The organism is Serratia sp. BNK-12 (genome assembly GCF_047456085.1).
Taxonomy (GTDB): domain Bacteria; phylum Pseudomonadota; class Gammaproteobacteria; order Enterobacterales; family Enterobacteriaceae; genus Serratia; species Serratia liquefaciens.
Map to the genome: position 1 here is coordinate 4,015,551 of NZ_CP179896.1, position 25,158 is coordinate 4,040,708.

General features: G+C 56.2%; 21 protein-coding genes. 8 read left to right on the top strand and 13 right to left on the bottom strand.

What is annotated here, in order from left to right; translation table 11 throughout:
• The first annotated feature begins 23 nt into the window (after window positions 1–23).
• On the top strand, window positions 24–878 hold the full coding sequence (locus ACMGG1_RS18765) for a co-chaperone YbbN (protein ID WP_041414284.1): 855 nt from the start codon (window positions 24–26) through the stop codon (window positions 876–878).
• 271 nt (window positions 879–1,149) lie between these two features.
• Here the strand turns inward: ACMGG1_RS18765 and cfa are convergent, their stop codons facing one another.
• Window positions 1,150–2,301, bottom strand: a complete 1,152-nt coding sequence (gene cfa, locus ACMGG1_RS18770) for a cyclopropane fatty acyl phospholipid synthase (RefSeq protein ID WP_122077543.1) — start codon at window positions 2,299–2,301, stop codon at window positions 1,150–1,152.
• A 242-nt stretch (window positions 2,302–2,543) separates the two neighbouring features.
• Here cfa and ACMGG1_RS18775 point away from each other — a divergent pair, with 242 nt between their 5' ends.
• Together ACMGG1_RS18775 and ACMGG1_RS18780 are read left to right on the top strand one after the other, a co-directional pair.
• Window positions 2,544–3,449 (top strand): SPFH domain-containing protein, encoded by a 906-nt coding sequence (locus ACMGG1_RS18775; protein WP_020825551.1) that lies wholly within the window; start codon window positions 2,544–2,546, stop codon window positions 3,447–3,449.
• Between the two features lie 2 nt (window positions 3,450–3,451).
• Window positions 3,452–3,913: an NfeD family protein gene (locus ACMGG1_RS18780; protein WP_128864436.1), complete on the top strand. Its 462-nt coding sequence runs from the start codon at window positions 3,452–3,454 to the stop codon at window positions 3,911–3,913.
• Here ACMGG1_RS18780 and cueR read toward each other — a convergent pair.
• Window positions 3,910–4,311, bottom strand: a complete 402-nt coding sequence (cueR, locus tag ACMGG1_RS18785) for a Cu(I)-responsive transcriptional regulator (protein WP_020825549.1) — start codon at window positions 4,309–4,311, stop codon at window positions 3,910–3,912. The genes ACMGG1_RS18780 and cueR overlap by 4 nt on opposite strands.
• 107 nt (window positions 4,312–4,418) lie before the next feature.
• Between cueR and copA the strand changes: the two genes are divergently transcribed.
• From copA to ybaK, 3 genes are all read left to right on the top strand, one after another.
• Entirely contained in the window at window positions 4,419–7,139 is a 2,721-nt protein-coding gene (gene copA, locus ACMGG1_RS18790; RefSeq protein ID WP_414160928.1) for a copper-exporting P-type ATPase CopA, read from the top strand.
• A 149-nt stretch (window positions 7,140–7,288) separates the two neighbouring features.
• Window positions 7,289–8,092: a TraB/GumN family protein gene (locus ACMGG1_RS18795; protein WP_410529212.1), complete on the top strand. Its 804-nt coding sequence runs from the start codon at window positions 7,289–7,291 to the stop codon at window positions 8,090–8,092.
• Window positions 8,093–8,317: 225 nt separating this feature from the next.
• The gene (gene ybaK, locus ACMGG1_RS18800; RefSeq protein WP_020825546.1) at window positions 8,318–8,797 is read left to right on the top strand and encodes a Cys-tRNA(Pro)/Cys-tRNA(Cys) deacylase YbaK; all 480 of its coding nucleotides are present in this window, start codon (window positions 8,318–8,320) and stop codon (window positions 8,795–8,797) included.
• Between the two features lie 47 nt (window positions 8,798–8,844).
• Here the strand turns inward: ybaK and ACMGG1_RS18805 are convergent, their stop codons facing one another.
• Both ACMGG1_RS18805 and ushA read right to left on the bottom strand, forming a co-directional pair.
• Window positions 8,845–9,591 (bottom strand): methyltransferase family protein, encoded by a 747-nt coding sequence (locus ACMGG1_RS18805; protein ID WP_414160929.1) that lies wholly within the window; start codon window positions 9,589–9,591, stop codon window positions 8,845–8,847.
• Between the two features lie 236 nt (window positions 9,592–9,827).
• Window positions 9,828–11,480 carry a bifunctional UDP-sugar hydrolase/5'-nucleotidase UshA gene (gene ushA, locus ACMGG1_RS18810; protein WP_414160930.1) on the bottom strand — a complete coding sequence of 551 codons (1,653 nt, stop codon included), beginning with the start codon at window positions 11,478–11,480 and terminating at the stop codon, window positions 9,828–9,830.
• A 180-nt stretch (window positions 11,481–11,660) separates the two neighbouring features.
• Here ushA and ACMGG1_RS18815 point away from each other — a divergent pair, with 180 nt between their 5' ends.
• Both ACMGG1_RS18815 and ybaL read left to right on the top strand, forming a co-directional pair.
• Window positions 11,661–12,878 (top strand): MFS transporter, encoded by a 1,218-nt coding sequence (locus tag ACMGG1_RS18815; protein ID WP_020825543.1) that lies wholly within the window; start codon window positions 11,661–11,663, stop codon window positions 12,876–12,878.
• 247 nt (window positions 12,879–13,125) lie between these two features.
• On the top strand, window positions 13,126–14,817 hold the full coding sequence (ybaL, locus tag ACMGG1_RS18820; protein WP_041414282.1) for a YbaL family putative K(+) efflux transporter: 1,692 nt from the start codon (window positions 13,126–13,128) through the stop codon (window positions 14,815–14,817).
• Window positions 14,818–15,014: 197 nt separating this feature from the next.
• On the opposite strand, the gene ACMGG1_RS18825 is transcribed toward ybaL, so the two are convergent.
• The 9 genes from ACMGG1_RS18825 to ACMGG1_RS18865 form a co-directional block, all read right to left on the bottom strand.
• Window positions 15,015–16,319, bottom strand: a complete 1,305-nt coding sequence (locus tag ACMGG1_RS18825; RefSeq protein WP_020825541.1) for an inosine/guanosine kinase — start codon at window positions 16,317–16,319, stop codon at window positions 15,015–15,017.
• A 91-nt stretch (window positions 16,320–16,410) separates the two neighbouring features.
• On the bottom strand, window positions 16,411–17,373 hold the full coding sequence (gene hemH / locus ACMGG1_RS18830) for a ferrochelatase (protein ID WP_414160931.1): 963 nt from the start codon (window positions 17,371–17,373) through the stop codon (window positions 16,411–16,413).
• Between the two features lie 146 nt (window positions 17,374–17,519).
• Window positions 17,520–18,668 (bottom strand): glycerate kinase, encoded by a 1,149-nt coding sequence (locus tag ACMGG1_RS18835; protein WP_262215519.1) that lies wholly within the window; start codon window positions 18,666–18,668, stop codon window positions 17,520–17,522.
• A gap of 9 nt (window positions 18,669–18,677) precedes the next feature.
• Window positions 18,678–19,943 carry a GntP family permease gene (locus ACMGG1_RS18840; RefSeq protein WP_201895664.1) on the bottom strand — a complete coding sequence of 422 codons (1,266 nt, stop codon included), beginning with the start codon at window positions 19,941–19,943 and terminating at the stop codon, window positions 18,678–18,680.
• A 118-nt stretch (window positions 19,944–20,061) separates the two neighbouring features.
• Window positions 20,062–21,195, bottom strand: coding sequence for a sugar diacid recognition domain-containing protein (locus ACMGG1_RS18845; RefSeq protein WP_020825537.1), 1,134 nt, complete (start codon window positions 21,193–21,195; stop codon window positions 20,062–20,064).
• Between the two features lie 166 nt (window positions 21,196–21,361).
• Window positions 21,362–22,006: an adenylate kinase gene (gene adk / locus ACMGG1_RS18850; RefSeq protein WP_020825536.1), complete on the bottom strand. Its 645-nt coding sequence runs from the start codon at window positions 22,004–22,006 to the stop codon at window positions 21,362–21,364.
• A gap of 203 nt (window positions 22,007–22,209) precedes the next feature.
• The gene (htpG, locus tag ACMGG1_RS18855; protein ID WP_020825535.1) at window positions 22,210–24,075 is read right to left on the bottom strand and encodes a molecular chaperone HtpG; all 1,866 of its coding nucleotides are present in this window, start codon (window positions 24,073–24,075) and stop codon (window positions 22,210–22,212) included.
• 143 nt (window positions 24,076–24,218) lie between these two features.
• On the bottom strand, window positions 24,219–24,824 hold the full coding sequence (gene recR, locus ACMGG1_RS18860) for a recombination mediator RecR (protein ID WP_020825534.1): 606 nt from the start codon (window positions 24,822–24,824) through the stop codon (window positions 24,219–24,221).
• Complete coding sequence (locus ACMGG1_RS18865) at window positions 24,824–25,153, bottom strand: YbaB/EbfC family nucleoid-associated protein (protein WP_020825533.1); 330 nt, start codon at window positions 25,151–25,153, stop codon at window positions 24,824–24,826. The genes recR and ACMGG1_RS18865 overlap by 1 nt, the downstream gene beginning before the upstream one ends.
• Window positions 25,154–25,158 lie beyond the last annotated feature (5 nt).

Here is a 25,158-nt window from a genome sequence, read left to right on the forward strand (position 1 = left end):
CCGCAAGATCAGAGAGAAAATACATGCTAGCTCAAGCTGTTGTTGATATTAACGAAACTAACCTGCACCAGACGCTGGAACAGTCAATGTCCCTGCCGGTGGTGTTCTACTTCTGGTCGGATCGCAGCCAACACTGTCTGCAGCTCACCCCGATACTGGACAAACTGGCGGCGGAATATGCCGGTCAGTTCGTGCTGGCAAAAGTGGATTGCGACGCCGAACAGGCCATCGCGGCCCAGTTTGGCCTGCGTTCTTTGCCGACGGTGTACCTGTTCAAAGACGGCCAGCCGGTCGACGGATTCCAGGGCCCGCAGCCGGAAGAGATGATCCGCGAATTCCTGCAGCGTTTCCTGCCCAAAGAAGAAGATTTGAAGCTGGCGCAGGCGACTGAATTGCTGGCTGAAGGTAATGCCACTGAGGCGTTACCGCTGTTGAAAGACGCCTGGCAAGCCAGCCAGCAACGCAGCGATATTGGCCTGACACTGGCAGAAACCCAGATAGCGCTGAACCGCACTGAAGATGCCGAAACCGTGCTGGCGACCATTCCGCTGCAGGATCGTGATACCCGCTATCAGGGTCTGGTGGCGCAGATTGAGCTGCTGAAGCAGGCTGCCGACACGCCGGAAATTCAACAGTTGCAACAGCAGGTGGAACAGCAACCGGAGAACGTCGATTTAGCCGTGCAGCTGGCGCTGCAACTGCATCAGGTCGGGCGCAATGAAGAAGCGCTGGAGCTGCTGATGGGGCATCTGAAGAAAGATCTCGCCGCCGCCAATGGCAACGCGCGCAAGACGCTGATGGATATTCTGGCCGCGCTGGGCACCGGCGACGCATTAGCAGCTAAGTACCGCCGTCAGTTGTATTCATTACTGTATTAATACCCGTCATACTTGAAACTGCATCTGTGTTGGCTGCGTTTGCTCACCCCAGTCACTTACTTAAGTAAGTGACTGGGGACTTACAAACTTGCCGCCGTGATGCAACTCCAATTATTTAGGGTATGGCCTTAGTTATTTGGGACAGATCCCCAATGGATTTCCCGCCACATCTAGGCGGCAAACGCGAGAATCCCTGGGAGCTTAGATAACTAAGTGACCAGGGCTCGAGCGTGCAGCCAACAACGATGTGGCTGGAAAGACGAAGGGGATATCAGCGGTAAACACGAACCCCACCGTCCACCCCCTTCGGGCTGAACAACACCTGCCATAGCTGAATATCCCGTGCACGGAACGCGCCGGCGCAGGCATTCAGGTAATAGGTGAACATCCGCTCGAACCGCTCGGAATACTCTTCGGCCAGCTGCGGCCACGCCCGTTTGAAATTCTCATACCAGGCCATCAGCGTTCGATCGTAATCGGCGCCGATATTGTGCCAATCCTCCATCACAAAACGTCCTTCGCTGGCCTCGGAAATATGCCGTACCGATGGCAGGCAGCCGTTGGGGAAAATGTATTTGTCTATCCAGGCGTCGACGTGCAGATTGGTTTGGTTAGCACCTATGGTGTGCAGCAGGAACAGCCCATCGGGCTTGAGGTTGCGCGCTGCTACGCGGAAATACGTGTCGTAGTTCTTCGGCCCCACGTGTTCGAACATGCCGACGGAGACAATGCGGTCAAACTGACGGTCAAGATCGCGATAATCCTGCAGTTGTATCTCCACGTCCAATCCCTGGCAGCGTTCCTGCGCCAGCTTTTGCTGCTCGGCGGAAATCGTCACGCCATACACGGACACACCGTAGTTTTCTGCCGCATATTGAGCCAATCCGCCCCAGCCACAGCCGATGTCCAGCAGTGACATACCGGGTTTCAGCTGCAACTTCTCGCAGATCATTTTCAACTTGGCCTGCTGCGCCTGCTCCAGCGTGTCAGCGTCTTTCCAATAGCCGCAGGAATATTGCATATAGGGATCGAGCATCGCGCGGAACAGATCGTTACCGATATCGTAATGCTCCTTACCCACCTGCCAGGCGCGTTTACGCGACTGACGGTTAAACAGCCGGGCATAGGCGATGCGCGCAACGTCGCTCAGGTTTTTAGGCAAGCGCTCATCGACGCCCGCCTGCAGAATGCGGGTAAATAGCACATCCAGTCGCTCACAGTCCCACCAGCCATCCATGTAGCTTTCGCCGAACCCGAGCGATCCCTCCTGCAAAATGCGTTTAAACAACGCCGGATTATGTACCTTGATATCGCAGGCGCGGTTGCCGTTGATGGCTACATCGGCGGAGGACAACAATTCCTCCACAATGCGATACCAACGATCTTTTTTCGGGGCGAGTTCATCAACACTGATTGAGTCCATAACAATCCTTGGCGCTAGATGTCATTTCAAAAAGCATAGTCGCAAATATAAATGACAAATATTTGAAGTGAAAAACGGCAATGCTTTTTACTCTAGCCAAGGCGGACAACGTCATGAAATGAATTAAAATTATTGGAAACATGCCAATTTGGAATGTTAATGGCACAACGCCCCTGATTTATTAGTCTTTGCACGGTAGCTGGCGTAATATTCGTTTACATATGTCCGACAGGAGGTTTGCCATGTTTACCCTTATTCCCATCGTGATTGTCGTCGCGCTAATCATCGTATTTGCCGGCGTCAAAATTGTTCCGCAGGGGTTCCAATGGACGGTGGAACGCTTCGGCCGCTACACCAAAACGCTGATGCCCGGTTTAAACCTGGTGGTGCCTTTTATGGACCGCATCGGCAGAAAAATCAATATGATGGAACAGGTACTTGATATTCCATCTCAGGAAATCATCTCGCGCGATAACGCCAATGTGGCCATCGATGCGGTGTGTTTTATCCAGGTGGTGGATCCGGCCCGTGCCGCTTATGAGGTCAGCAACCTGGAACTGGCGATCGTCAACCTGACCATGACCAACTTCCGTACCGTGCTCGGCTCGATGGAGCTGGACGAAATTCTCTCGCAGCGTGACAGCATCAACAGCCGCCTGCTGCACATTGTCGATGAAGCCACCAACCCCTGGGGCATTAAAATCACCCGTATCGAGATCCGTGACGTACGTCCACCGGCAGAGTTAATCTCGGCAATGAACGCCCAGATGAAGGCCGAGCGAACCAAGCGTGCGGATATTCTGGAGGCTGAAGGCGTACGTCAGGCTGCTATCCTGCGTGCCGAAGGCGACAAACAGTCGCAAATCCTCAAGGCGGAAGGTGAGCGTCAGTCTGCGTTCCTGCAGGCGGAAGCCCGTGAACGTGCCGCGGAAGCCGAAGCTCGTGCGACTCAACTGGTGTCCGATGCTATCGCCAGCGGCAATATCCAGGCGGTGAACTACTTTGTGGCGCAGAAATACACCGATGCGCTGCAGAAGATCGGCTCCGCCAATAACAGTAAAGTCATCATGATGCCGCTGGATGCCAGCAGCCTGCTCGGTTCAATTGGTGGCATTGCCGAGCTGTTGAAAGACACCAAAGGCAAGTAATCATGCTCGAACAAATTGCAGCAAACCCGCACTGGTTCTGGCTCTCCCTTGGCGGGCTGCTGCTGGCGGCCGAAATGCTCGGCGCCAGCGGCTACCTGTTATGGAGCGGCGTATCCGCGGTGGTGGTCGGCGCGATTGTCTGGTTGTTGCCGCAGTTGGCCTGGGAATGGCAGGGGGTGATTTTTGCCGTGCTGACCGTGGTGGTGGCCTACCTGTGGTGGTATTGGCTGCGCCAACGTCCGGCGGCGGCCTCCAGCGGTTCGCAGGTACTGAACCAGCGCAACCGCCAGCTGATTGGCACCCGCGCCACGCTGACGGAACCCATGCACAACGGCATGGGGCGCATTAACATCGGCGACAGCAGTTGGCGTGCGCAGGCCAGTGAAGATCTGGCGGTGGGCACCGAGGTGGAAGTGATCGCCGTCGAAGGCATAACGCTGGTGATCCGCGCCGTTATTCGTTAATGGTTGTGGCAACACCCTGCCAGGTTATTAATGATCGGGCACTCTGCTCCGTCATCCCCCGGGCACTGATCCGCCAGCGCCAGTAAACGCTGGCGCATCTCACCCAACTCGGCGATGTGCTTTTCAATGTCCGCCACTTTTTGCAGGGTGCGTGCTTTCACATCGGCGCTGTGACGGGCCGGATCGTTGAACAACGCCACCAGTTCGCCGCACTCGTCCAGGTTAAACCCCACCTGCCGCGCCTGACGCAGCAACGTCAGCTCCTCAATGTGCTTCGGGCTGTAGCTGCGGTAGCCGTTATCGGTGCGGATCGGCGCGGTAACCAGCCCTTTCTCTTCATAGAAGCGGATTGCCTTGCTGGTTAAACCGGTTTTTTTCGCCACGTCGCTGATATTCATTTATCCCCCTTGACCTTCCCCTTGCTGGAAGGTTTAGACTCCATTCTTAGTGAAAATAGGCTAAGCGGTCAACCTTTAAACACCGCACCTGAGCGAGGAATCGAATCATGTCACAAACCACAGTGCTGGCATTGCAGGGACTGACCTGCATGAACTGCGCGCAGCGGGTGAAAAAAGCCCTGGAAAGCCGCGAAGATGTCGAACAGGCAGAGGTCAATGTCCACTATGCCAAAGTCACTGGCGAGGCGCCGAGCCAGGCGCTGATCGACAGCGTAGTCGCTGCCGGCTATCAGGCCGCCGTGGCGCAACAGCCGGATACCGAGCTGCAGTTGAACGGTCTGAGCTGCATGCACTGCGCTGCCAGCACCCGCAAAGCGCTGGAAGCGGTGCCGGGGGTGATTGCCGCCGACGTCAGTATCGACAGCGCCAAGGTTTACGGTGACGCCGCTTCCGAGGCGTTGATCGCCGCAGTTGAAGACGCGGGTTATCACGCGAGCCTTGCCGGAGCCGCTACCTCCCCAAAAACTGAGCCGTTGACTGAATCAGTCCCTGTATTGCCGGAAACCCAGGCAACGGCCTCGTCTCCCCTTCCGGCAACCTCTAATGGCGATGATGATGACAGCGTGCAGCTTTTGCTCAGTGGCATGAGCTGCGCCAGCTGCGTCAGTAAAGTGCAAAATGCACTACAAAGCGTATCCGGTGTAGATCAGGCGCGCGTCAATCTGGCGGAACGCAGCGCGCTGATCACCGGCAGCGCCGATCCGCAAGCGCTGGTCGCGGCGGTCGAGAAAGCCGGTTACGGCGCAGAAATGATCCAGGACGAAACCGAACGCCGCGAGCGCCAACAGCAAACTGCCCAGGCCAATATGAAGCGTTTTCGCTGGCAAGCCGCGCTTGGCCTGGCGCTGGGTATCCCCTTGATGGCCTGGGGGCTGTTTGGTGGCAGCATGTCGCTGACGCCGGAAACTCAGCGTCCGTGGCTGCTGGTCGGCCTGCTCACGCTGGCGGTGATGGTGTTCGCCGGCGGGCATTTCTATCGTAATGCCTGGCGCGCGCTGATAAACGGCAGCGCCACCATGGACACCCTGGTCGCACTGGGCACCGGTGCCGCCTGGCTGTACTCAATCAGCGTCAACCTGTGGCCGGATTTCTTTCCGATGGCGGCGCGGCATCTGTACTACGAAGCCAGCGCAATGATCATCGGTCTGATAAACCTGGGCCATGCGCTGGAACAACGCGCTCGCCAGCGCTCATCACAGGCGCTGGAACGGCTGTTGGATCTGACGCCGCCGACGGCGCGCCTGGTGACCGACGATGGCGAGAAAAGCATCCCGTTGGCGCAGGTGCAGCTCGGCATGACGCTGCGGCTGACGACCGGCGATCGTATCCCGGTAGACGGTGAGATAATTCAGGGTGAAGTCTGGCTGGATGAAGCAATGCTGACCGGCGAGGCGGTGCCGCAACAAAAAAGCGTGGGTGATACCGTACATGCCGGGACGGTGGTCGATGACGGCAGTGTATTGTTCCGTGCCGGCGCTATCGGCAGCAAAACCACCCTGGCACGCATCATCAAGCTGGTGCGTCAGGCGCAGAGCAGTAAGCCTGAGATCGGCAAGCTGGCGGATCGCATTTCTGCGGTATTCGTCCCGACGGTAGTGGCTATCGCCCTGTTCAGCGCCGCAATCTGGTATTTCTTCGGCCCGCAACCGCAGCTGGTTTATACGCTGGTGATCGCCACCACGGTCTTGATCATCGCCTGCCCTTGCGCACTGGGTTTGGCGACGCCGATGTCGATCATCTCCGGAGTGGGCCGCGCCGCCGAATTTGGCGTGCTGGTACGTGATGCCGATGCCTTGCAGCAGGCAAGCCAACTCGACACCCTGGTGTTTGATAAAACCGGCACCCTGACCGAAGGTCAGCCGCGGGTGGTAGAAATCCTCACGTTTAACCAGGTGAGCGAGCAGCAGGCACTGCGCTGGGCTGCCGCATTGGAACAGGGCGCCAGCCACCCGCTGGCCCGTGCCATCGTTGATCACGCCGAAGGACAAGCGCTGCCGCAGGTTGAGCAGTTCCGTACTCTGCGCGGTGCAGGCGTTAGCGGCGAAGTGGACGGCATGAAGTTGCTGCTGGGCAATGCTGCGTTATTACAACAGCATCAGGTGGCCACCGCCGAGCTGGACACACAGATGCAGCAACAGGCAGAGCGTGGCATTACGCCGGTGCTGCTGGCCGTCGAGGGTAAGCCGGCCGCGCTGTTCGCCATCCGTGATCCGCTGCGCCGCGACAGCGTTGAAGCGCTACAGCGCTTGCACCGTCAGGGCTATCAGTTGGTGATGTTAACCGGCGACAACCCGGTGACCGCCAACGCCATTGCCAAAGAGGCCGGTATCGACCGGGTGATTGCCGGCGTGTTGCCGGAGGGCAAAGCCGAAGCGATCAAACAGCTGCAGGCGCAGGGTCACCGCGTAGCCATGATCGGCGACGGTATCAACGACGCGCCGGCGCTGGCGCAGGCCGATGTCGGCATTGCCATGGGAGGCGGCAGCGATATCGCCATTGAGACTGCCGCCATCACTCTGATGCGCCACAGCCTGAACGGCGTCGCCGATGCGCTTGAGCTGTCTAAAGCTACATTGCGCAATATGAAACAGAACCTGCTGGGGGCCTTTGTTTACAACACGCTCGGCATCCCGATTGCCGCCGGGGTACTGTATCCGTTAACCGGCACCCTGCTCAGTCCGGTGGTGGCGGGCGCGGCTATGGCGCTGTCCTCCATTACCGTGGTCAGTAACGCCAACCGACTGCTGCGTTTTAAACCCAAACGCTAAATACCCAAGGGGCGCAAATAGTGCGCCCCTTTTTCTTTGGGATAATTCCTTCACTCTTCAGGCTTTCTTGTCCAGCGGATAGCGTTTAGCATGGGGAATCCTCACCTTGCCAAGCCAAGGGTGAACACGCTATTCAGGAGCCACGCTGTATGGGTCAACTGTTACGCCGAATCGCCGCCTTTCTCGGCCTGATATCCCCGATGACTTACGCCTACCCGGCGCTGGATATTCGGCTGCCCGGCGATCGTCAGTTCCATCTGGTGGGCAGCATTCATATGGGCACGGTGGATATGTCGCCGCTGCCGGCCAAGCTGGCAGCTCGCCTCAAACAGGCAGATGCCCTGATTGTTGAAGCCGACATCACCGGTTCCGCCTCGCCCTTTGACCGCATCGAACAGCAACCGGAACTTGAACAGCGGCTCTCAGAGTCAGAATTTCAGCAATTACTGACGCTGTGCCAGGAGCTGGGTGCCGACGTCGACAGTTTTTCCACCCTGCCCGGCTGGCAGGTAGCGTTAATGATGCAAGCCCGTCAGGCTCAGCGATTGGGATTACGCGCCGAATACGGCGTGGATTATCAACTGTTGCAGGCGGCCAGAGACCAGCATAAAAAGGTGATTGAGCTGGAAGGGGCGGAACACCAGATGAGTATGCTGGAACAGTTACCGGAGGGAGGAATAGCACTGCTGCGCGACACGCTGGAGCACTGGCACACCAACGCACGCTTGCTGCAAACCATGGTGAGTTGGTGGCTAGACGCAAAACCCAGCGGTATGCTCGAAACCCTGCCCGCCACATTCAGCGCCGATCTGTATGACGTGTTGATGCACCAACGAAATCGCGACTGGCAACAAAAGCTGGAGGCGTTACCGCCAGGAAATTACGTGGTGGCGGTAGGCGCACTGCATCTGTATGGCGAGGATAATCTGCCGGCGATGCTGCAGGCGCAGTAAAAAAGTGGCCAATATCGCTACTGGCCAGTCAAAGAGGAATTTCTTGTATTTTAGTTATACGCATAGCAACCGTGTTAACGGTTACAACAGACAGGGTAGCAACCCAGTGAACATCTTGGCAACCCGCTTTACGCGGCTGCCACTCAGGTTGCTGTTACCGTTATATTTTTGTAATTTTGTTGCATCCGTTTGCAACCTCCCGCTTAACAGGGAAGAGGAAAACACATGACGCCCGCAGTGATCCTGCTTGAGAAACAAAAAGTCGCTTTTACCCTTCATCCTTATCATCACGACAGTGCTGAAACCAACTTCGGCGATGAAGCAGTGAAAAAATTGGGGCTGGATGCAGATCGCGTCTATAAAACGTTACTGGTGGCGCTGAACGGCGACGCCAAACATCTGGCAGTGGCGGTCACACCGGTAGCTACACAGTTGGATCTGAAAAAGGTCGCTCGTGCGCTCGGCGCCAAAAAGGCAGAGATGGCCGATCCGCTACTGGCGCAGCGCGTGACGGGTTATCTGGTCGGCGGCATCAGCCCGCTGGGGCAAAAAAAGCGGCTGCCAACGGTGATCGACAGCCCGGCACAGCAGTTCGCCACCATTTATGTCTCCGGCGGTAAACGCGGGCTGGACATCGAACTGGCGGCGCAAGATCTTTGCCGGCTGTTGGCCGGCAGCTTCGCCGATATCGCCAAGCGCGACTAGAAGCCTGATGACGCGGCCGCAGTCCCAACGTCGGCCGCGGGATCTGATTACTCCGTCGGCTTATTCCGTATCCCCATTCGCGGCAACAACATGGGAACATGTCGGCAATACCGCTGATAATCCGCCCCTAAAGCTTTAAGCAGGCTACGTTCTTCAAAATAAACACCCACCAAAATATATAATGTCATACCTGAATTAAATAATAGACGCCCAGCGGTCATCTCTGGCGTGAACCAAAATGCCAGTAACATTCCCGTCATCATGGGATGCCGTGTCAACCGGTAAAATCCTCTTACCTGAAAAGGCAAATCGGTATATTGGCGTTCTCTCCATTGCAGCCAGGATTGTCGCAAGCCAAATAAGTCGGTGTGGCTGATCATGCAGGTTGACGCAAAGACCACGAGCCAGCCTAGCGCACTAATACCGTTAAGCCCCCATGCGGCAACACTGTCTGGCGGTAACCGCCACAAGACGCCCGGCAGTGGTTGCCACACAAGCGCCAGTAGCGCCAACGACGCACCGGCAATTAACACATAGGAGCTTCTTTCCAATGCCGGAGACAGCGCCAAACGGGCCTTGAACCTCTCATGGGCCATAACGGAATGCACCAAGCCAAACAGCAAAAGCAAAAGCAAAACGATATTCACCAGCCAGAGCCGTACGTCGGTATCCTCCCTAACGGCGACCATATTTCTCAGCCCCCAGCCGTTAAGTAATAAAATAAGCAAAACAAAGCCAACCAACCCCAAAAAATAGCCGACGACGCCATATAAAAGCACTGCTGTCCTGTACATTTCATTTCCTCTTCAATCACGATTATTTCGCTGAGTTTTATTCCCTGAAAAAATTATGATTTAAGAAAGATAAAATCATTAACCCTAAAGGTATAGACAAAGAAAATAGAAATACAATTATGCAAGACAGGGAAAACAATATTGAAATTAATAATATTAGAATTCTTTTATACTAGAAGTGTGGTAATGCGGGGAAAATCGACGGCGGCTTTTAACCGGTAAAAGCCGCCATAATATTATTGATAAACGATCTCGCCTTTAGGCTCATAAACCGCTGCGTCCAGCGGTGAGTGCTTCTCGATGTATTGCTTCAAGACTTCGGCATCGATAAACCCGGTGTTGACGTAGCTTGGCAGGGTATCCAGCTTCGGATAACCGTCGCCGCCCAACGCATTGAAGTTCAACGTGGCCATACGGTAGGTTTTGTCCGCCTGCAGCGGTTCCCCCTTGATCTTGACGTTGCTGACGCCCTGACCGTCCGCCGTTAGGCTAACGTTGGCAAACTGCGCATAGGCCCCGGAATCTACCTTCATGTTGGCGACTACAGCCAGGTATTTTTCCACGTCGCTGCCTTTCATCTCGACGTAGACCAGCGTATTGCCGAATGGCTGCACTTTCAGCACGTTTTTATAGGTGATATCGCCGCCTTCAATCGAGTCACGCACCCCGCCACCGCTCATCACCGCAAAATCAGCCTCGGCACGTTCCATCTGCGCTGCCAACAAGACGCGTGACAGGTTGGTCTGTACAAAGCGCACTTTGCTGCGGTCTCCTTCCAGCTTGCCGTTGACGCTGCCAATCTTGACGTCCAACTGCGCCTTACCTTTTTCCTGGAACGGCGTCAGCAGCTTCATCATGGAAGGATCTTCTGCGATCTGTTGGGTGTAAAACACGCGCTCACTGGTGCCGTCGGCTTTCTCCACCTTCTTCTTCAGGTTGACCGGAATCAGTTGGTAATGCACCAGCTTCAGTTCACCGTTACGGAACTGGAAATCGGCGCGGCCCACGTACTTGCCCCACTCATGCGCCTGCACAATCCAGGTGCCGTTCTGACGATCCGGCGCGCACGGCGTGCCCGGCACATAATCCACCTGCTTGTGGTTCTCGTTCGCCATACAGACCGGATCCTGCGAATGACCACCAACGATCATGTCCAGATAGCCGGCAGGCAGGCTGCGCGCCATCTCAACATCGCCCGGCGCGTTGGAGCCGTGATTGCCGTCATCGTAATGGCCCATGTGCGTTGCGGCGATAATCACGTCCGGCTTTTCGTCCTTACGCAATTGCTCCACTACCTGTTTGGCTTCCTGTGCAGGAACACGGAACTCGATGTCGGTAAAATACTCCGGGTTGCCAATCTTGGCCGTGTCATCCGTCGTCAGGCCGATGACCGCAATCTTGATCCCCTGCTTGTCAAATAAGGCATAGGGCTTGAACAGACGCTGCTGGGTGCTTTTTTGATAAATGTTGGCCGACAGCAGTGGGAAGGTCGCCCACTTTTCCTGCTGACGCAGCACGCTGAGCGGGTTGTCGAATTCATGGTTACCGATCGCCATTGCGTCGTAACCCACCAGATTCATGCCGCGGAAGTCCGGCTCGGCATCTTGCAGATCGGATTCCGGCACGCCGGTGTTGATATCACCGCCCGACAGCAGCAACAGACTGCCCCCCTGCGCCGCGACTTCCTGACGGATGCTGTCTACCAAGGTTTTCTGTGCACCCAAGCCATATTCGCCATGATCGTTCTGCCAGAAATGGCCGTGGTGATCGTTGGTGTGCAAAATGGTGATGTCGTAGGTCTTATCCTTTTCCCAGGCGCTGGCGGCTCCCGACAGGAAAGTCAGGGATATGGCCAAAGCGCATGCGGTGGTTTTTAACGAAAAGCGCATGGCAGAACTCCATATGATCATTAACGGCTTTTTTGAGGTGACCGAAATTGTAACGCGAAACAAAGCCCTTTGATTTCAAATTTTTGCGATATACGTCAAATTATGTCGGATATGGCAAATATTGAACAACTTGCTAAGATATCTGCTCTGTCCTCTAAAACTTACCAGGCTAATAATAAAATGACCGACCGTAGCGATACTGCCATGCCACCGGCCAAGGGCAGCGCGGTTAAAGGGACTGCATTCTCGATTCTCGGTGCCATCAGCGTCTCTCACCTGCTTAACGACATGATTCAATCGCTGATCCTGGCGATTTACCCGATCCTGCAGGCTGACTTCAGCCTCAGCTTCGTGCAGATCGGTATGATTACTCTGACCTATCAGCTCACGGCTTCCCTATTGCAACCGTTAATCGGTTACTACACGGATAAACACCCGCAGCCCTATTCGTTGCCGATCGGCATGGGCTTTACGCTGTGTGGGCTGCTGCTGCTGTCCGTCGCCAATACCTTCCCGCTGGTGCTGCTGGCAGCGGCGCTGGTCGGCACCGGTTCCTCGGTATTCCACCCTGAGTCCTCCCGCGTTGCGCGCATGGCCTCCGGTGGCCGACATGGCCTGGCTCAATCGTTGTTCCAGGTCGGCGGTAACTTTGGCAGCTCTCTCGGCCCCCTGCTGGCCGCGCTGATTATTGCGCCTTATGGCAAAGGTAACGTGGCCTGGTTCTCACTGGCCGCGCTGTTGGCTATTGTGGTGCTGTTGCAAGTCAGCAAATGGTATCAACATCAGCACCGGGCAACAAAAGGTCAGCCAAAAGCCTCCTCGACGGTGAAACCGCTGCCAAAACGTACTGTCACCTATGCGCTGGGCATCCTGCTGGTACTGATTTTTTCCAAATACTTCTACTTGGCCAGTATCAGCAGCTATTACACCTTTTATTTGATACATAAGTTCGGCGTTTCCGTGCAGAATGCGCAGTTTCACCTGTTTGCATTCCTGTTTGCCGTAGCAGCAGGAACCATAATTGGCGGGCCTCTCGGCGACAAGATAGGGCGTAAATATGTTATTTGGGGCTCAATACTGGGTGCCGCGCCATTTACGCTGGCTTTACCCTATGCTTCTCTCTACTGGACCGGCATTTTAACCGTCATTATCGGGGTAATTCTCGCTTCGGCATTTTCGGCCATTCTGGTTTATGCACAGGAGCTGATCCCCGGGAAAGTGGGTATGGTTTCCGGTTTATTCTTCGGTTTTGCTTTTGGTATGGGGGGATTAGGCGCAGCCGTTCTTGGTTATGTCGCAGATTTGACCAGTATCGAATTGGTCTACCAAATCTGTGCTTTCTTGCCACTGATCGGCATTATCACCGCATTACTGCCTAATATGGACCATAACTCGTAATAACCCTGATAAAACCCGGCTGAATCATTGCGCTCAGTCGGGTTATCTCCCGAACAAACCAACGTTATTTGACTTATTTAGTGTTAAATCCCCTTACTGCCCTGCCCAAAGCGGAATCCTCTGCTTTTTCGCAAAAAAGCTCAATTTAGCTAAGCAAGACGCGAACAAATGCAATAAACTAAATGTATCTTTTCGTAACTTTGTTGCGTTTCCCCTCTGCTGCCATGCATAGCTAGAAGGAGTCTGGATGCATAATTCAACACCCTTAATCACCACCATTGTCGGAGGGTTAGTACTTGCCTTCCTCCTCGGAATGCTGGCGAATCGCCTGCGCATCTCCCCGCTGGTGGGGTATCTTGCCGCAGGCGTGCTCGCCGGCCCTTTTACCCCCGGTTTTGTTGCCGACACCTCGCTGGCACCGGAACTGGCGGAAATCGGCGTGATCCTGTTGATGTTCGGTGTTGGCCTCCATTTCTCGCTTAAAGACCTCCTGGCAGTTAAACATATCGCTATTCCCGGTGCCGTGGCACAGATTGCCGTCGCCACTCTGTTGGGTATGGGGCTATCAAAGCTGCTCGGCTGGGATTTGATTTCCGGCCTGGTGTTCGGTCTCTGTCTTTCTACCGCCAGTACCGTGGTGCTGCTGCGTGCGCTGGAAGAACGCCAACTGATCGACAGCCAGCGCGGGCAAATCGCCATTGGCTGGCTGATCGTTGAAGACCTGGCGATGGTGCTGACGCTGGTATTGCTGCCTGCGTTCGGCAACATGCTGGGCAATGACAACGCCAGCAGCGGCCAGTTGCTGACTGAGCTGGCAATCACCATTGGTAAAGTCATCGCCTTTATTGCGCTGATGATTGTGGTGGGCCGCCGGCTGGTGCCGTGGATCCTGGCGAAAACCGCCAGCACCGGCTCGCGCGAGCTGTTTACCCTTGCCGTGTTGGCACTGGCGCTCGGCATTGCCTATGGCGCGGTGAAGCTGTTCGACGTTTCCTTTGCCCTGGGAGCCTTCTTCGCCGGCATGGTGCTGAACGAGTCGGAGCTGAGCCATCGCGCGGCCCACGATACCTTACCGTTGCGCGATGCCTTCGCCGTGCTGTTCTTTGTGTCGGTCGGCATGCTGTTTGATCCGATGATCCTGATCAACGAGCCGCTGGCGGTGCTGGCAACGCTGGCGATTATCGTGTTCGGGAAATCGGCGGCAGCGTTCCTGCTGGTGAAAATGTTCGGCCACTCCAAACGCACCGCGCTGACCATTTCTGCCAGTCTGGCGCAGATTGGCGAGTTCGCCTTCATTCTGGCCGGCCTTGGGATCACGCTGGGCATGATGTCGGAGCACGGCCGCAATCTGGTGCTGGCCGGGGCTATCTTGTCGATTATGTTGAATCCGTTGCTGTTCACGCTGCTTGAGCGTTATCTGGCCAAAACCGAAACCATGGAAGACCAGATAATGGAAGAAGCGGTGGAAGAAGAAAAGCAGATCCCGGTCGATATGTGCAACCATGCGCTGGTGGTCGGCTATGGCCGCGTCGGCAGCCTGCTGGGGGCAAAGTTGGCCGAAGCCGGTATTCCGCTGGTGGTGATCGAGAACTCCCGCCCACGGGTGGAAGCCCTGCGTGAACAAGGCATCAAAACGGTGCTGGGCAACGCTGCCAATCCGGAAGTGATGGATCTGGCGCGACTCGACTGTGCACGCTGGCTGTTGCTGACCATTCCCAACGGTTACGAGGCCGGTGAAATCGTGGCTTCGGCACGTACCAAGCGGCCGAACATCGAGATCATCGCCCGTGCGCACTACGATGACGAAGTGTCTTATATCTCCGATCGCGGGGCGAATCAGGTGGTGATGGGCGAACGAGAAATCGCCAACAGCATGCTGAATATTCTCAAACTGGATACGCTGAGTGAAGAAGAGAAAATGGGCGGTTGCCCGATCTGATCGGCGATTCGATATAAAAAAGGTCCGGCATGCCGGACCTTAATCTGATGACAAGTTGTTTTTGAACCCGAGATAGCCGGGCCTAGCGCACCGAGGGGCGCTCCGGCGGGCAAGCCGCTACGACCCCTTCGGCACGCTCTCCCTAATAACGCGCTTTATGAGTAATCTAAGGTCCGGCTTGCCGGACCTTTTGCTTGTTAGCGTTCCCAGTAAGACTCTTCCAGACTGTCTTCCCGCTCCGGCAGGCCACGCGTCAGGCGCGGCGAATGCTGATTCAGCACCTGATAGCTGACACGGTTAGCGTATTTACACACCTGCGCCAGCGAGGAATAGGTCAGATAGCTGCGAACGTGCTTGCTGGAATTAGGCACGTTATTGCGGTGATAACCGTTGGCGGCGATATCATGCAGCAACGCCGACAGTGCGCCATCACCGGCACCGTTGGTGTTCATGATTTTCTCCGGCCCGCCCATGTAAGGCGCGATGTGCGAATAGATGCGGAACGGATTTTCACAGCTTTCACGGCGCATGGCGCGGCTGAACTCATAGCGGTTGAATTCGGCAATATGCCCCGGCAGCAGCGGATGCTGGGTTTCCCGCTTATTCGACTCTTCGGTATAACCCGCCATATACAGACCGTTTGGCCCGGCGGTGCACAGCACCAGATCCACCCATTCAAGCGCCATGTCAGAGGCAGTCAATGGATCGCTCAACCCGGTCAACTCCAGCGCTTCATCTTCGTTCATCGCCAGGATCGACACGTGTTGTTGCAGGAAGTCGCGCCACCATTGCGGGTTATCGGCGATCACGTACTTGGTGCCCAGCGTCAGTACCACCGGTACGTCGTGCTTTTTGGCAAATTCAATTGCCTGCATGGTGGCAGCCGGCATCGGCTCCCCTTCCTTGCAGCGCACCAAATATGACGTCAGCACCAGCGCCGAAGCACCGGCAATCACCTCTTCCTTCACGCTTTCCGGCCGCAGTTGATTCATCTGCCCGGGGCTGATGGCAAAGGTCCGTTCGCCGCTTTCGCCGATCAGCGTAAAGCAGCGGCCAATAGCACCGTCAACCGCCTGCAGGTGGTTAAGATCGGTACGGCTGGAGGTGTTGCACAGATAGCGATAGGCGTAGCTGCCAATCTTGATATTGCTGCACATCACGCCGAGCAGAACGGAACGGTCGTCCGCCAGCACGGAGTAGTTGTGCAGAGTATTGCCGATGGTGCCGCCGGCAAATTGGTGGGTGATCAGATTATTGTCGATCAGTTCCTGATACAGCGCCTCGGCAACGTCATCCTCAATCACCAGGGAGTGCCCCAGGCTCAGACCGTAACGCTGGACGAAGGCATCGTCCACTTTGGCTTCGATATCCACCAGCGTCTGATCGATACCGACGATATAGGAGGTGCTGATTTCATTTTCAGGCTGAGCTTGCTGCAAGAGCGGATCGCGGGCGTTCACCGGAAAATAGTGTTTGGACTTACGTTTACCAGGAAATTTCATTTATTTGGCGGCAGTGGCAGTTAACAGGCAGAGAATGTTAGCACATTCCTGCCCGATTGATGATGACTGTCACTATTTTGCGCTCTGGGGATCAGAGGTGCTGCGCCACCAGTTGCTGCATCATATCAATGTGCGCCGGTTCGTCGTTCAGCGCAGAAATGTACTCAAACTTCTCGCCGCCCGCCTCGAGGAAGATTTCGCGGTTTTGCTCTTTGATTTCTTCCAGCGTTTCCAGACAGTCCGCCGAAAAACCTGGGCAGATAAGCTGAATATGTTTAACGCCTTGCGCAGGCAGGCCTTTGAGGGTTTCGTCGGTATACGGCGTCAACCAGGGTTCACGGCCAAAACGCGACTGGTAGGTCATCATGACCCGATCCGGCGCCAACAACAAAGTGTCGGTCAATGCACGAAACGTATCCTCACAACGCTGCGGATAATCGTCGCCAAGGCGTGCATAGCGCTTGGGAATGCCGTGGAATGACAGCACCAGCCGGTCCGGTTGGCCATGCTCGGCAAACGAACGCTCCACGCTTTGACGCAATGCGGCGATGTAGGCCGGGTGTTCGGCATAGTCGCGGATAAAGCTGATCGACGGCAGGCGGCGATAGCCTTTCAGTATGCGCGCCACGCCGTCCCACACGGCTGCACTGGTTGAACAGGAGTATTGCGGGTACAACGGCAGTACTACCAGATTGGTCACGCCCTGTGCCAACAGCTTGTCTATCGCTTCGCCCAGGCTCGGTGAACCGTAGCTCATGCCCAATTCAACCGGCGTGTTCGGCATACGTGCGGCCAATGCGCGCTGCTGACGGCGGCTGTAGACCAGCAGTGGTGAGCCTTCGTCCATCCATACTGACTTATACAGCTTGGCAACGCGCGGCGAACGGATCGGCAGGATCGCACCGTTGAGGATCGGCCACCAGATCAATGGGGCTGTATCCACTACGCGGTCGTCACTGAGGAATTCCTTCAGATAGCGTTTTACCGCCGACGAGGTCGGAGCATCCGGCGTGCCCAGGTTCACCAGCAATACCCCGTGTTTCTCTTGCTTCATCTCAGTTCCCCTTGATTCCTTGCAAGCTAACCCCCTGTTCTGGGTCAGGGGGTTAACGTCGATTAATGACGCCTATTGTAACGGAAAAGCGCCTCGTCGGAACCGATATCAGCAACAGGCGTTGCCCATGATAAAGGGGAATGATATTAACTCTGCGCCAGTCGCCAGACCGCCGCCACATTACGCGCCGTCACCTCCAGGTTATCGGCCGCTTCCGCCAACGCTTCCTCCAGAGAGACAACGCGATCGAGCACCGAAAAAGCGGCGTCTATACCGTGCTGGTGCACCACCTGATAATCTTTCGACAGGCTGCCGGCAATGCCGATCACCGGCAAACCAAAGCGTTTGGCCACCCGCGCCACGCCAATCGGCGTTTTGCCGTGGATAGACTGACTGTCCAGTCGCCCTTCGCCGGTGATCACCAGGTCGGCATCACGCAACGCCTCTTCCAATTGAAGGGTTTCGATCACGATCTCAATACCGGGGCGCAACCGGGCGTTTAGCATGCCAAGCAATGCCGCACCCATTCCCCCTGCCGCTCCTGCCCCGGGCGCGTTGATAATCTCACGACCGGTAGCCTGTTCCAGCAATGTGCCATAATGGCGCAGCGCCGCATCCAACTGCGTGACCATTTCCGGCGTGGCCCCCTTCTGCGGGCCAAACACCGCGGAGGCTCCGTTAGCACCACACAAAGGATTATCCACGTCGCAGGCCGCCGTGATGCTCACCTGCTGCAGACGCGGATCCACCCCGGAAAGATCGATATAGGCCAACTGCGCCAGCGCGGCCCCTCCAGGCGGCAAAGCCTGTCGATTATCGTCCAGCAGTCTGGCCCCAAGCGCCTGCATCATACCGGCCCCGCCGTCGTTGGTGGCGCTGCCGCCAATGCCAAGAATAATCGTCTTAACGCCGCGATCCAACGCAGCCTGGATCAGCTCACCGGTGCCATAACTGGTGGTCATGCGCGGATCTCGCTGCGCCTTGGGAGCCAGATGCAACCCGGAAGCCGCCGCCATCTCGATAACGGCAGTTTCTCCCTCTCCCAGCAAACCATAGAAGGCCTGTACCGGCTGGCCCAACGGCCCAGTGACCGTGACCCTGACGATTTCCCCGCCCGTAGCTGCCACCATCGAATCCACCGTGCCTTCGCCGCCGTCCGCCATGGGTAGCTTCACATACTGTACCTGCGGGAAGATCTGGCGGAAGCCGCGTTCGATGGCTTCCGCCACCTCCAACGCACTCAGGCTTTCTTTAAACGAATCCGGCGCAATCACCACTTTTTTCAGCGTTTTCATTACTCTTCCTTATCCCGCCAGATTAAATACGCCAAACATCACCGCCGAGACGGCCGCGATGGTAAAACCGACCAGTGTTTCATAAGGCAGTAGCTTCAACCGTTGATGCACGGCCATATTGACGCTGCCGCCGGTGGCATGGAAGAAGCTGCCGTGCGGCAGGTGATCCAGCACCGTCGCGCCGGCATGGATCATAGCCGCTCCCGCCAGCCCGCTGACGCCCAGCTCCAGCAGAGTGCTGCTGAAGACACCGGATGCCACGGCGGTACCGGCGGTTGTCGAAGCGGTGGCCATCGACATTAATGCCCCAGAAAGCGGAGCCAGCAGCCAGGCCGGCATGCCGGTGCTGGTCAACCCGCTGATGAGCACGTCCTTCAGCGAAGAGTTGGCGATAATGCCTGCCAGCGTACCGGTGCCAAGCAGCATAATCGCTACCGGCGCCATACGGGACAGGCCGGAAACCATAAACTGGTTGCACTGGCGGATGCGGCCCATCAGCAATGCGCCCACCAGACCGCCCAGCGGCAACGCTATCAGCGGATCGATGGCAATACCGGCGATCGGCCGCAGCGACAGCAGAACAATGGCAACCAAGGGTGCGCTGATCGCCGCCGCAAAGCCCGGACGAATGCCTTCGGCTTGCTGCGTCAGCTCTTCCGCCATCACCTTATCGCCCTTATCACTCAAACGGCGGGCCAGCAGATAGGCCACGATCAATCCGCACAATCCTGGCACGATACCGGCCATCATCACCGAGGTCAGCGGCACGTGGAAGTTGTCGGCTGCGGCAATGGTGTTGGGGTTTGGTGACATCACGTTACCGGCCTTGCCGCCGCCGATCATCGCCAGCAATATCGCCGCACGCGAGATCCCGGCCTTCTGAGCGATGGAAAGGGCAATCGGCGCCACGGTGATCACCGCAACGTCGATAAATACGCCCACTGCCGTCAGGATCAGTGTAGCTACCGCCAGCGCTAACAGCGCACGGGTTTCCCCGACTTTGCGGACGATGGTTTCAGCGATGGTGTGCGCCGCGCCGGACTCGATCAACACCCCGGCCAGCACCCCCGCCGCCAAAATGCGCATCACGGCATTGGTAATGCCCTGCGCACCGGTGATCATCAGCGTCACGGTCTGCACCAGATCGGCGCCGCCGCATAATCCGCCCGCCAGCGCACCGGCAATCATGCCGTAGGCAGGCGGGACCTTGCGTAAAATCAGGACGATAGCGACGACCAATGCCACCAGCGCCCCAAGCGTGGATACCGTTGTCATTATTGTTTTCCCCGTTGTTGGTGTGGGGAAAACATATCCTGAGCGCCGGACATTGGCGTGAGAGAAAGCCACAAAAACATGCGTGCGCACACAGCGGAAAGTTGTGGTTTTACACAACTCAGCCGTGCATCAGCATGCCGATATACAGCTGCAAGGCGTCCGTTAACTGATTGATTTTTAATTCAGTAATGGCTTCAATACGCTGCAGGCGATAGCGCAAGGTATTGACGTGAATATGAAGCTCGGCGGCGGTCTGCGTCTGATCACAATTCCGCGAAAAATAGTGCCTCAGCGTGCTGCGTAATACCCCTTTTTCATCCTGTTCGCCCAAAACCTGCCAGGGGCGGGAAAGCTCTTGAGCCCGCCAGTCTTCACCCAGATCGCACAGCAGTGACGGTAGCGGATAATCTTGGTAAAACAGCGTCTTGTGCCGTAACTTCAAGCGTTTCGCCATCGCCTGGGTGGCGCGAGCCGTCAGGCTTGAACGGTGCAACCCTGCTTCGCCGCTAAAGAAACCACCGACAATCAACCGCAGGTTGAAACGCGACTGAAGCTGGCTCTGCAACTGCTGCGCCTGTTTGCGCTCCTGCTTCACATTCCACTCCCCCTGCACCAGACTGGCAGGACGCAGCAGGATCATTTCGTTGAACCCGGTGATGGCGATCAGCGCTTCGCGCTGAGTCTGCTCCAGCTCCGTCAGCAATTCACGCAGCAGGTGCGGCTGCGTGTCCTGTAATTCTGCGATCCAGACAATCCGTGGCTGTTGCAGATCTAACCCCAGGTAGGCGGCCATCGCCTCCAGCGAGCCTGATGCCGGCTGCGGTTGCAGCAACTGATTGGCCAGTTCCTCGCGGTAGCGTTTTTCCCACTGATGTTGATCCAGCAACGCCGCCTGCTCCACCATCATTTCGGCCGCCATTTTCACCAGTTCGGCATAGGCACGTACCTGCGCGGGTTCACCGGAAATACCGATCACCCCTACCTGTTGGCTGTGAAAACTGAAGGGCAAATTGATGCCGGGCCGCACTCCCTTGAGGTGCGCGGCAGTCACCGCATCGATTTCCACCACCCGGTTTTCGGTCAGCGCCAGAACAGCGCCTTCATGACGCTGGAACAGGCGTGAGGGGTTGCCGGAAGCGATGATGACGCCGTTGCTGTCCATCACATTGACAGAATGGCTGATGATGCTCATCGCCCGCTGCACGATCTGGCGTGCGGTAGATTCTGCCAGCAAATGGGTTGGTCTGAGCATGCGGATTGTCCCCGGGGATTAAGATGGGGGAGTTATACGCCATTTCTCTCGGTGGATTAAAGGGCACAGGCGCAACAAGCCACGGCGATCACAATTCGGCGGGTAAATAATAAAAAAAACGCCAGGCGGATGAGGCCTGGCGCTATGCACAGCAATGAAAAACCGATTAGCCGAGGATGTTCGCCAGTTCGGCGCTCACTTCGGTCACTTTGCGGGTGCCGTCGATTTTACGGTATTGGGTGTTACCTGCAGCAGCTTCTTTGCTGTAGTAGGAAATCAGCGGTGCAGTCATCTGATGGTATTCCACCAGACGTTTACGTACGGTTTCTTCCTGATCGTCTTTACGAGTTGTCAGTTCTTCACCGGTCGCGTCGTCTTTACCTTCCACCTTCGGCGGATTGAATTTAATGTGGTACACGCGGCCAGAAGGGGCATGTACGCGACGACCAACGATGCGATCGATAATCAGCTCGTCCGGTACGTCAAATTCCAGCACGTAATCCACATTGATGCCGGCTTCTTTCATCGCGTCAGCCTGTGGAATGGTGCGCGGGAAACCGTCCAGCAGAAAACCTTTACGGCAATCTTCCTGGGTGATGCGTTCTTTAACCAGTGCAATGACCAACTCATCGGTCACCAGCTTGCCGGCGTCCATGATTTCTTTCGCCTGCTTGCCCAATTCACTGCCGGCCTTCACGGCTGCGCGCAACATATCACCCGTGGAGATTTGCGGAATACCGTATTTCTCCATGATGAATTGAGCCTGAGTACCTTTACCAGCGCCCGGAGCGCCCAGCAGAATGATACGCATTGCGTAAATCCCCTTGCTATGTAGTTTTTATAAAATTGCGAAAACGCTCAACCATACCATTTCAGGGGGGGCTGGCTCAAGGTACGCGAGGAAATCGATTGCGGCGCCAAAGGGAGGAAACAGAGAATAAAGCGCGGAAAATCGGCAGGAAAAACAAAAAAATACGCCCAAAATCCGCGAATTTTGGGCGTATATACTCGGAATTATGCGGACAACAGTTTATTCATACGACGGATAAACTGATTTGGATCCTCCAGGGTGCCGCGTTCAGCCAGCAGTGCCTGATCCAATAACAGATCAATCCATTCGGCGAATTGTTCGTTATCGCCCACATCGGATGCGCGTTTGACCAACGCATGCTCCGGATTCAGTTCGAAAATGTACTTCACCGCCGGCGCTTCCTGGCCCGCAGCGGCAAACAGCTTCGCCATCTGGGTGCTCATTTCGTCGGCATCGGTGATAACGATAGCCGGCGTGTCGGTCAGACGGTGCGTCAGACGCACGTCCTTCACGCGATCGCCCAGCAGGGTTTTCACACGGTCAACAAAGGGCTCCAGCTGCTTCTCGGCGGCCTTCTGCTCTTCGGTTTCGTCTGCCAGCTTGTCCAACGCGTCATCTGCCTTGCTGACGGATTGGAACGGCTTGCCGTCGAACTCGGTCAGGTAGCTCATCATCCATTCGTCGATGCGGTCGGAAAGCAGCAGCACTTCAATGCCTTTCTTGCGGAACAGTTCCAGGTGCGGGCTGCTCTTGGCGGCAGCATAGCTGTCGGCGGTGATGTAATAAATCTTCTCCTGCCCTTCTGCCATGCGGCCCACGTACTCTTCCAGCGAGACGGTTTGCGCCGAGCTGTCATTGTGGGTGGAAGCAAAGCGCAGCAGCTTGGCAATGGCTTCTTTGTTGCCACCATCTTCCGCCGGGCCCTCTTTCAACACCAGACCAAACTGCTGCCAGAACTTCTGGTAGCCTTCCGCATCGTCTTTAGCCAGTTTCTCCAGCATCTGCAACACACGCTTGGTCAGCGCACCGCGCAGGTTCTGGGTCACACGGCTGTCTTGCAGGATCTCACGCGAAACGTTCAGCGGCAGATCGTTGGAATCTATCAGGCCACGCACGAAACGCAGGTAGTTCGGCATGAACTGTTCAGCGTCGTCCATGATGAACACGCGCTGCACGTACAGCTTCAGCCCGTGCTTGTGATCGCGGTTCCACATGTCCCATGGCGCCTGGGCAGGAATGTACAGCAGGCTGGTGTATTCCTGCTTGCCTTCCACCCGATTGTGGCTCCAGCTCAGCGGATCGGTAAAGTCGTGCGCGATGTGCTTGTAGAACTCTTTGTATTCTTCGTCGGTCACGTCAGCCTTGCTGCGGGTCCACAGGGCCTGCGCCTTGTTGATTTTTTCCCAGGTGACGGTGCCGTCTTCTTCGTTTTTGCTTTCAATCTCAACCGGCAGTGCAATGTGGTCGGAGTATTTGCCGATCACGGAACGCAGACGCCAGGCATCGAGATACTCATCTTCGCCTTCGCGCAGATGCAGGGTAATTTCGGTACCGCGATCTTCTTTGCTGATATCGGCAATGGTGTAATCGCCTTCGCCGACAGATTCCCAGAACACGCCTTGATCGGCCGGAGCGCCCGCGGCACGAGTGCGCACGGTGACTTTATCCGCCACGATGAACGCGGAGTAGAAACCCACGCCGAACTGACCAATCAGCTGGCTGTCTTTGGCCTGATCGGAACCGATGGATTCCAGGAAGGCTTTGGTACCTGACTTGGCGATGGTACCCAGGTTTTCAATCACTTCCTCACGGCTCATGCCAATACCGTTGTCGGCAATGGTCAACGTACGCTGTTCTTTATCGAAGGAAAGGCGCACACGCAGCTCGCCGTCACCTTCATACAGCTCAGGCGTCGACAGTGCGCGGAAACGCAGCTTATCGGCGGCATCCGAGGCGTTGGAGATCAGCTCGCGCAGGAAAATTTCTTTATTGGAGTACAGCGAATGAATCATCAAATGAAGCAGTTGTTTTACTTCAGACTGGAAACCACGGGTTTCTTGACCTTTCATACTCATTGATTACCTCAAAGACAATAGCTACCAAAAGCGAACAATGAGGATTAAGTGGGGACAAGGGCGTTGTTTTTCAAGCGGCTGGCGGGAAATTTTTGCAGATAGCTGACGGGGCCAAATAGCCCCATCAGAGGAAAACATCAAAACTTGATAACGTGACGACCGGCCAATGAATGCGACAACGTGGTGCCGTCGACCATTTCCAGTTCACCGCCCACCGGCACGCCGTGGGCTATGCGGCTGGCGACCACGCCATACTGGCCGCACATCTCGGCGATATAGTTGGCGGTTGCCTCACCTTCCACCGTCGGGTTGGTGGCCAGGATCACTTCAGTGATGCTTTCTTTTTCCAGCCGTTGCTCCAGCCGATCCAGACCGATATCACCGGGCCCAATGCCGTCCATCGGCGACAGATGGCCCATCAGCACAAAGTAACGTCCGGCAAACTGGCCGGTCTGCTCGATGGCGTGAATATCCGCCGGGCTTTCCACCACGCAGATCTGGCCGTTTTGCTGACGGCGCGGATTGGCGCAGATGGTGCAAACGTCCTGCTCGGTGAACGTACGGCAATCGGCACAGTGGCCAATCTCTGACATGGCGCGGGTCAGCGCCTGCGCCAGACGCATCCCACCACTGCGATCGCGCTGCAACAGCTGGAACGCCATACGCTGCGCCGACTTCGGGCCAACGCCCGGCAGGCAGCGCAACGCCTCCATCAGTGTTTCAAGGAGCGGGCTGGTCTGCATTAGAACGGCATCTTAAAGCCAGGTGGCAGTTGCATGCCGCTGGATACAGACGCCATCTTCTCTTTCTGGGTTTCGTCGATACGGCGCGCAGCATCGTTAATCGCAGCGGCGATCAGATCTTCCAGCATGTCTTTGTCGTCTTCCATCAGACTCTGATCGATCTCCACACGACGGCAGTTGTGCGCACCGTTGATGGTGACTTTCACCAGACCGGCGCCAGATTCGCCAGTCACTTCCAATTTGGCGACTTCTTCCTGCATCTGCTGCATTTTTTCTTGCATTTGCTGGGCTTGCTTCATCAGGTTGCCCAGACCGCCTTTACCAAACATAGTCG

What these genes read in the sequence shown, in the direction of transcription:
- ACMGG1_RS18765 (WP_041414284.1), top strand. Translation starts at nt 24, where the DNA reads ATGCTAGCTCAAGCTGTTGTTGATATTAACGAAACTAACCTGCACCAG.
- cfa (WP_122077543.1), bottom strand. Translation starts at nt 2,301, where the DNA reads ATGGACTCAATCAGTGTTGATGAACTCGCCCCGAAAAAAGATCGTTGG.
- ACMGG1_RS18775 (WP_020825551.1), top strand. Translation starts at nt 2,544, where the DNA reads ATGTTTACCCTTATTCCCATCGTGATTGTCGTCGCGCTAATCATCGTA.
- ACMGG1_RS18780 (WP_128864436.1), top strand. Translation starts at nt 3,452, where the DNA reads ATGCTCGAACAAATTGCAGCAAACCCGCACTGGTTCTGGCTCTCCCTT.
- cueR (WP_020825549.1), bottom strand. Translation starts at nt 4,311, where the DNA reads ATGAATATCAGCGACGTGGCGAAAAAAACCGGTTTAACCAGCAAGGCA.
- copA (WP_414160928.1), top strand. Translation starts at nt 4,419, where the DNA reads ATGTCACAAACCACAGTGCTGGCATTGCAGGGACTGACCTGCATGAAC.
- ACMGG1_RS18795 (WP_410529212.1), top strand. Translation starts at nt 7,289, where the DNA reads ATGGGTCAACTGTTACGCCGAATCGCCGCCTTTCTCGGCCTGATATCC.
- ybaK (WP_020825546.1), top strand. Translation starts at nt 8,318, where the DNA reads ATGACGCCCGCAGTGATCCTGCTTGAGAAACAAAAAGTCGCTTTTACC.
- ACMGG1_RS18805 (WP_414160929.1), bottom strand. Translation starts at nt 9,591, where the DNA reads ATGTACAGGACAGCAGTGCTTTTATATGGCGTCGTCGGCTATTTTTTG.
- ushA (WP_414160930.1), bottom strand. Translation starts at nt 11,480, where the DNA reads ATGCGCTTTTCGTTAAAAACCACCGCATGCGCTTTGGCCATATCCCTG.
- ACMGG1_RS18815 (WP_020825543.1), top strand. Translation starts at nt 11,661, where the DNA reads ATGACCGACCGTAGCGATACTGCCATGCCACCGGCCAAGGGCAGCGCG.
- ybaL (WP_041414282.1), top strand. Translation starts at nt 13,126, where the DNA reads ATGCATAATTCAACACCCTTAATCACCACCATTGTCGGAGGGTTAGTA.
- ACMGG1_RS18825 (WP_020825541.1), bottom strand. Translation starts at nt 16,319, where the DNA reads ATGAAATTTCCTGGTAAACGTAAGTCCAAACACTATTTTCCGGTGAAC.
- hemH (WP_414160931.1), bottom strand. Translation starts at nt 17,373, where the DNA reads ATGAAGCAAGAGAAACACGGGGTATTGCTGGTGAACCTGGGCACGCCG.
- ACMGG1_RS18835 (WP_262215519.1), bottom strand. Translation starts at nt 18,668, where the DNA reads ATGAAAACGCTGAAAAAAGTGGTGATTGCGCCGGATTCGTTTAAAGAA.
- ACMGG1_RS18840 (WP_201895664.1), bottom strand. Translation starts at nt 19,943, where the DNA reads ATGACAACGGTATCCACGCTTGGGGCGCTGGTGGCATTGGTCGTCGCT.
- ACMGG1_RS18845 (WP_020825537.1), bottom strand. Translation starts at nt 21,195, where the DNA reads ATGCTCAGACCAACCCATTTGCTGGCAGAATCTACCGCACGCCAGATC.
- adk (WP_020825536.1), bottom strand. Translation starts at nt 22,006, where the DNA reads ATGCGTATCATTCTGCTGGGCGCTCCGGGCGCTGGTAAAGGTACTCAG.
- htpG (WP_020825535.1), bottom strand. Translation starts at nt 24,075, where the DNA reads ATGAAAGGTCAAGAAACCCGTGGTTTCCAGTCTGAAGTAAAACAACTG.
- recR (WP_020825534.1), bottom strand. Translation starts at nt 24,824, where the DNA reads ATGCAGACCAGCCCGCTCCTTGAAACACTGATGGAGGCGTTGCGCTGC.
- ACMGG1_RS18865 (WP_020825533.1), bottom strand. Translation starts at nt 25,153, where the DNA reads ATGTTTGGTAAAGGCGGTCTGGGCAACCTGATGAAGCAAGCCCAGCAA.